Consider the following 5,567-nt stretch of genomic DNA (forward strand, 5'->3'; position numbering starts at 1 on the left):
CTCCAACCATTCCTGAGTCTCTTCAGGATCACGATCCGGAAGCTGATTGGTCAGACCACTGCGAATATGCGAGATCTCTTCACCAGCGCTCACAAGCACCTCTCTCAAAAATCGAAGGACAACGCCGCCACGCTGGAGCCGCAGCGATCAGCTCAGTGCCAGGCCCGTCGCAGGCGTTGCACATGGTGACGGCCCGGAAGGCGCCCACCCCGCACCTTTCGGGCCGTCATCCCGGCGGAGGCAGCACGGTGTCGCCCGCCTCCGTCAGGTTCAGCAGTATCCCGCGATGCCCGCCCAGGCGGACGGCGAGTCCGCCACGTCATCGCGTGCCACAGTGGCTTCGATGAGGCCATAGGGGCGGTCAGCGGCGTAGAACACCTCGTTCGGGTTCTCCAAGCCGAACCGCTCGAGGTCATAGGCGAAGTGGTGCTTGTTCGGACAGGAGAAACGGATCTCCGCGATCTCCGGCACCTCCGCGAGGACCCGCTCCCCCATCTGGTACAAGGTGTGCTGCAAGGCGTAGGAATAGTGGTCGGTGAAGGTCGAGAGGATGATCTTCTTGACCTTCACGTACGTCGCCTCGAAGTCGACGTCGGCGGTGGTGGAGTATCGCCACCGCGTGGCGATGTCGGTGGCCAGGATCCGATCCGCCGTCTCCGGCAGGGTCGTGTACTGGTCCTTGGGATAGCCCACGAAACCGGATTCGGTGGTCTTCAGGACGGTGAGTCCGTGGAAGCCCGAGATCAGGTGGTCCTGATCTCCCTCACGCTGGAGGACCGCAGTACGCACCTCAGGCGCAGAACGGTAGAAGGAGTGGTCGTGGTCCTCGATCCTCGACCAGCCGTACTCCTCGGCCGCCCAGCGCCCCCCGGTGACCCAGTCGAACTCGGAGGTGAAGTGGTCGGCCAGAGCGAGCAGAAACTGCTCCGGCGATCTGATACCCACCTCCTTGGCCTTGGCGAAGATAGTGTTCTTCTGGGTGTCGGTCGCCACCACATGCCCGTTGTCTCCTCGGGTGTGGGCGGCTTCGAAGTCTCCCCGCAGCTGTGAGGTGACGTTGAGGTCCCTCAGTTCGTGACGGGCCGTGTCCCGATAGACACGTACTACGCGGTTCTCCGCCTTGCCGTACTGGTTGGACGAGAGCCTCACTGCACTCATGGTCGCCTCCTTGTGATCGAGATGCCTGTTCGGCAGCCGCCGGATCCCGCTGGCCGCCGCCGACTGGCAGCACCCGGCGTCCCCGACTCCTGGGTCAGCTGCCGCGGTAGGTGGAATAGGCGAACGGGCTCAGCAGCAGCGGGATGTGATAGTGCTTCTCCCCCGCCTGGACGGTGAAGTCCACCGTCACGACGGGATGGAAGCTCTCCTTCCCGCGTGCTGTGAAATAGTCTCCCGTTCCGAAGGTGACCCGGTAGGCACCGGGCTCCAGGGTCTCTGGTCCGAGGTCCCCGACACGGCCGTCGTCATCGGTGATCCCGGTGGCCAGCTGCTCGCCGTCGGGGGTCAGCAACTGGATCTCCACGCCGCGGGCAGGGACGCCTGCAGTGGCGTCCAGGACGTGGGCGGTGATATAGCTCATCGGAGGAGTCCTTCCAGTCTCAGGGCGGCGATCTGTTCGAGCTGCTCTCCGGCGATCTCGAGCTCCTCGGCGGGGTCGAGCTGGAGTCGACGCTCCAGCTCGGCGAGAATCTCTTCGTGGCTGCGCCCTGCGGCGCGGATGAGGAAGACGCGGCCGAAGCGCTGCTCGTAGGCGCGGTTGCCGGCGGCGAGACGCTGCTCGACACTGGCGTCAGCCTCACCCAGTCCGGCCTGCTCACGGCGGGAGAACTCCGCTTCGGCGGATTCGGCCTCGGTGCGTTCGCCGATGCGGGGGTGATCGGCCAAGGCCTGATCGATCTCGCCGGGCGTGAGGGGGTGCGCAGCGTGGCGCGCCGACTCCACGGCAGCGTCCACGGAGGCGAAGGGCCGAGCCTCAAGCAGGCGCTCGATCCATCGTGCGACGTTGAGGCATGAACGCAGCTGCGCCCTGGCCTGCTCATCGGGCGCCGAGTTGAATTCCGCCAGGGCCACGCTCATCGCCTCCATATTCCACATCGTGGATACACTATTCCGTCTAGTGCAAGTGTGGCCTGCGCCTCAGGAGAATGTCAAGTGGCGAAGAGAGCGGCCCTTGCCTTCCTCGTGAGTCCACAATCTGGACAGTAGTTTTCGTTGCGTGGATACTAAGGGGTACAACGGAATCGGAGACACCGTAGAGCGCAGAGGAGCAGCTCGCATGACGATCACCATCACAGAGCCGTACATGGTTGACGGAGCCACGGAGATCCTCTCCGACGAGGCGCTTGCCTTCGTCGAGGAGCTCCATCGCCGCTTCGTCGGCACCCGGGATGAGCTGCTGGAGGCTCGCCGCACTGCCCAGCGGGATGCCGCGGCATCCGGGCGGCTCGACTTCCTGCCCGACACTCAGGAGATCCGCGACGGCGACTGGACCGTCGCCGAACACCCCGACTCCCTGCAGGATCGCCGCGTGGAGATCACCGGCCCTCCGGCACCGGCCAAGATGGCCATCAACGCCCTCAACTCCGGCGCGAAGGTCTGGCTCGCCTGCCTGGAGGACGCTCTGTCCCCCACCTGGTTCAACCTGGTGGACGCCCAGAAGAACCTCTACGAGGCGGCGCGCGGCACCCTGCGGTTCACCTCCCCCGAAGGCAAGGAGTACACCCTCCGCGACGACGTGACCCTGCCGACCGTCGTCGTGCGGCCCCGAGGCTGGCATCTGCCTGAGAAGCACCTCCAGATCGACGGCTCCCCTGCCGTGGGCGCGCTGGTGGACTTCGGACTGCACTTCTTCCACAACGCGAAGCTGCTCCACGATCAGAGTGCCGGACCCTACTACTACCTACCGAAGATCGAGCACCACCAGGAGGCCAAGCTCTGGGACGACGTGTTCAGCTTCGCCGAGGAGCGCCTGGCCCTGCCGCACGGCAGTGTGAGGGCGACCGTGCTGATCGAGACCATCCCGGCGGGGTTCCAGATGGACGAGATCCTCTACGCACTCCGTGATCACGCATCGGGCCTCAACGCCGGCCGCTGGGACTACCTGTTCTCCCTCATCAAGTACTTCCGCGCCTCCGGACACGAGTTCGTGCTGCCGGACCGCGCCGAGGTGGGCATGACCCAGCCGTTCATGCGGGCCTACACCGAGCTGCTGGTCAAGACCTGCCACCGCCGGGGCGCCTTCGCGATGGGCGGCATGGCGGCGTTCATCCCGAACCGCCGTGAGCCCGACGTCACGGAGAAGGCCATCGGCAAGGTCCGTGACGACAAGTCCCGCGAGGCCGGCGATGGCTTCGACGGCTCCTGGGTGGCACACCCCGACCTGGTGGAGATCTGCCGGGAGGAGTTCGACAAGGTCCTCGGCGACAGGCCCAACCAGGTGGACCGCCAACGCGACGACGTTCAGGTGAGTCCCGAGGACCTGCTCGCGGTGGAGAAGGCCGAAGGCGATGTCACCGAGGCTGGTGTACGCATGAACCTCTATGTGGCGGTCTACTACACGGCGATCTGGCTCTCCGGCAACGGGGCGGTGGCGATCCACAACCTCATGGAGGACGCCGCCACCGCGGAGATCTCCCGATCGCAGGTGTGGCAGCAGATCCGCAACAGCACCGTCACCGCAGACACGGGGGTCACCGTGACCGCCGAGCTGGTGGAGCGGCTGCTCGGCGAGGAGGTGGAGCGGCTGCGCGGAGAGATCGGAGACGCCGGCACCTTCGCCAAGTACTTCGAGCCCGCCGCCGGCGTCGTGCGTGAGCTGGTGCTCGACGCCGACCACTATGAGGATTTCCTCACCACACCGGCCTACGAACTGCTGGACTGACTCCTCCCGGACCGCTCAGCGCGCGATCTCACACAGGAGGCGCAGCCCCTCGTCATAGAGGGCTGCGCCTCCCGTCGCGTCCGGTCCATGGTCCGGAGATTCCTGGGCGGCGTGCAGCAGCGTGGCGTTCTGTTCGGCCGCGACAGCACCGAGGGCGAAGCGCATGAGGATATGCGCCCGTTGATCCGCCGACTGCCGTGTCAGGCCGCGCTCCTGGAGCCGAGTGCTCAGCGCGGGCATCGGAGGCAGCACAGGGTTCAGGCCGAAGGCGATGAGCATCAGGTCCCCTCCATCCCGGATGGGCAGCACCGCGCGCCGGAAGCTGCGCATCAGGTCCTCGACGGACGTGCTCTCTGCCGGGGCGGCGAGTGGGGCGAGGATCTCGGCGGCCACCCGAGCCAGAAGCTGCTGCTTATTGGGCACGTGGTAATAGAGCGCGCCAGGCCGCACGTCGAGCTCCGAGGCCAGCCGCCGCATCGAGACGTCCTGGAGTCCGTATTCGAGCAGCAGACGCTGAGCGGCCTGGACGATGACGGGGGCTGAGAGCGGCATGGCGGAGTCTCCGGGTCCGGGACGGCTCAGAGGCCGTGATCGCGGAAAAGCTTCTCGTCGGGATCGGTGAGGGACTCTTCCAGCAGCCACCGGTTGGTGCGCAGAGCCTGCAGGTTCTTCGCGACGACGGTGTCCCGCGTCTTGGCCACAGCTTCTGCCAACAGCCCGATCTGCTCCTTGAACTCCCCGGCGTGGGTAGGCTTGGCACTGTCCGGAAGCTCCAGAAACAGCTCGAGGGTGCGCGGCAGATGGCGGGTGATGGTCCGGCGCACGGCGTCCTGCTGCTCGGGCAGGCGTTCGAGGGTGGACCATCGGTCCACGATCTCCTCCAAACCCACGACCATCATGCGAAGCTGCCCCTGGGTAGAGGGCGGAAGCTTCTCGGCCCTGCTGCGAATCGTGGACTCCAGCTCTGCCAGGGATTCACGCAGCGAGCTCTGGTCATCGCTCAGGAGGCGGGTGCGCCGCTGCGAGGACTGGGCCATGCCGCTCATGGTCCCGTAGGTGGCGGCGGCTCCAGCTCCCCCGAACACGACACCGGCCAGCACAGCCCAGGCATTGGGCAGCATGATGATCAGAAGCGCGGTGAAGAGCAGGACGAAGACGCTCGCAGAGACGGCCACCTGGGCACGTCGACGGCGGTCCTCTCCCCCAGCCGGCGGGCCGATCATCTCGGAGCCGATGGCTTCCTCCTCCTCGTCGGGGATCGTCCGTGGAGTCCAGCATATCCAGAGACGACAAAGGGGCCCGATCTGGCGATCGAGCCCCTCATCTGGTGGTCGGGGTGACAGGATTTGAACCTGCGACCTCCTCGTCCCGAACGAGGCGCGCTACCAAGCTGCGCCACACCCCGGTGCTCTGCGACAAGCCGACACGCGACTTTCACAGGAGACCATACTAGCCAAGACGGCTACTACCTGCCAAAACGGCATGGTGAAGCTGCCAGGACTGGACACAGCTGACGCCCGTCACGTCGGCGCCATTGCCGTCGTGCGGGCGTCAGCTCTGTGAAGTGGTGTCCGGCGGTGACCTACTCTCCCACACACTCCCGTGTGCAGTACCATCGGCGCTGTGGGTCTTAGCTTCCGGGTTCGGGATGGGACCGGGCGTTTCCCCCACGCTATGACCGCCGTAA

At 65.9% G+C, this 5,567-nt stretch carries 6 protein-coding genes, 1 tRNA gene and 1 rRNA gene; 1 reads left to right on the plus strand and 7 read right to left on the minus strand.

The features are described 5' to 3' along the window. Window positions 1–270: 270 nt before the first annotated feature. From pucL to uraD, 3 genes are all read right to left on the minus strand, one after another. Complete coding sequence (pucL, locus tag ODE13_RS16810) at window positions 271–1,158, minus strand: factor-independent urate hydroxylase (RefSeq protein WP_322480298.1); 888 nt, start codon at window positions 1,156–1,158, stop codon at window positions 271–273. A gap of 94 nt (window positions 1,159–1,252) precedes the next feature. Continuing rightward, window positions 1,253–1,579, minus strand: a complete 327-nt coding sequence (uraH, locus tag ODE13_RS16815) for a hydroxyisourate hydrolase (protein ID WP_322480299.1) — start codon at window positions 1,577–1,579, stop codon at window positions 1,253–1,255. Next, the gene (gene uraD / locus ODE13_RS16820; protein WP_322480300.1) at window positions 1,576–2,094 is read right to left on the minus strand and encodes a 2-oxo-4-hydroxy-4-carboxy-5-ureidoimidazoline decarboxylase; all 519 of its coding nucleotides are present in this window, start codon (window positions 2,092–2,094) and stop codon (window positions 1,576–1,578) included. The genes uraH and uraD overlap by 4 nt, the downstream gene beginning before the upstream one ends. Window positions 2,095–2,275: 181 nt before the next feature. Between uraD and aceB the strand changes: the two genes are divergently transcribed. Then, on the plus strand, window positions 2,276–3,880 hold the full coding sequence (aceB, locus tag ODE13_RS16825) for a malate synthase A (protein WP_322480301.1): 1,605 nt from the start codon (window positions 2,276–2,278) through the stop codon (window positions 3,878–3,880). 15 nt (window positions 3,881–3,895) lie between these two features. Here aceB and ODE13_RS16830 read toward each other — a convergent pair whose 3' ends face one another. The 4 genes from ODE13_RS16830 to rrf form a co-directional block, all read right to left on the minus strand. Beyond that, the gene (locus ODE13_RS16830) at window positions 3,896–4,432 is read right to left on the minus strand and encodes a TetR family transcriptional regulator (protein ID WP_322480302.1); all 537 of its coding nucleotides are present in this window, start codon (window positions 4,430–4,432) and stop codon (window positions 3,896–3,898) included. 26 nt (window positions 4,433–4,458) lie between these two features. Then, window positions 4,459–5,103: a hypothetical protein gene (locus ODE13_RS16835; RefSeq protein ID WP_322480303.1), complete on the minus strand. Its 645-nt coding sequence runs from the start codon at window positions 5,101–5,103 to the stop codon at window positions 4,459–4,461. Window positions 5,104–5,208: 105 nt separating this feature from the next. After that, window positions 5,209–5,285, minus strand: a tRNA-Pro gene (locus ODE13_RS16840). 164 nt (window positions 5,286–5,449) lie between these two features. Further along, a 5S ribosomal RNA gene (gene rrf, locus ODE13_RS16845) occupies window positions 5,450–5,566 on the minus strand. Window position 5,567: the final 1 nt, after the last annotated feature.

Source organism: Nesterenkonia sp. HG001 (assembly GCF_034438835.1).
GTDB lineage: Bacteria > Actinomycetota > Actinomycetes > Actinomycetales > Micrococcaceae > Nesterenkonia > Nesterenkonia xinjiangensis.

What these genes read in the sequence shown, in the direction of transcription:
- pucL (WP_322480298.1), bottom strand. Translation starts at nt 1,158, where the DNA reads ATGAGTGCAGTGAGGCTCTCGTCCAACCAGTACGGCAAGGCGGAGAAC.
- uraH (WP_322480299.1), bottom strand. Translation starts at nt 1,579, where the DNA reads ATGAGCTATATCACCGCCCACGTCCTGGACGCCACTGCAGGCGTCCCT.
- uraD (WP_322480300.1), bottom strand. Translation starts at nt 2,094, where the DNA reads ATGTGGAATATGGAGGCGATGAGCGTGGCCCTGGCGGAATTCAACTCG.
- aceB (WP_322480301.1), top strand. Translation starts at nt 2,276, where the DNA reads ATGACGATCACCATCACAGAGCCGTACATGGTTGACGGAGCCACGGAG.
- ODE13_RS16830 (WP_322480302.1), bottom strand. Translation starts at nt 4,432, where the DNA reads ATGCCGCTCTCAGCCCCCGTCATCGTCCAGGCCGCTCAGCGTCTGCTG.
- ODE13_RS16835 (WP_322480303.1), bottom strand. Translation starts at nt 5,103, where the DNA reads ATGATCGGCCCGCCGGCTGGGGGAGAGGACCGCCGTCGACGTGCCCAG.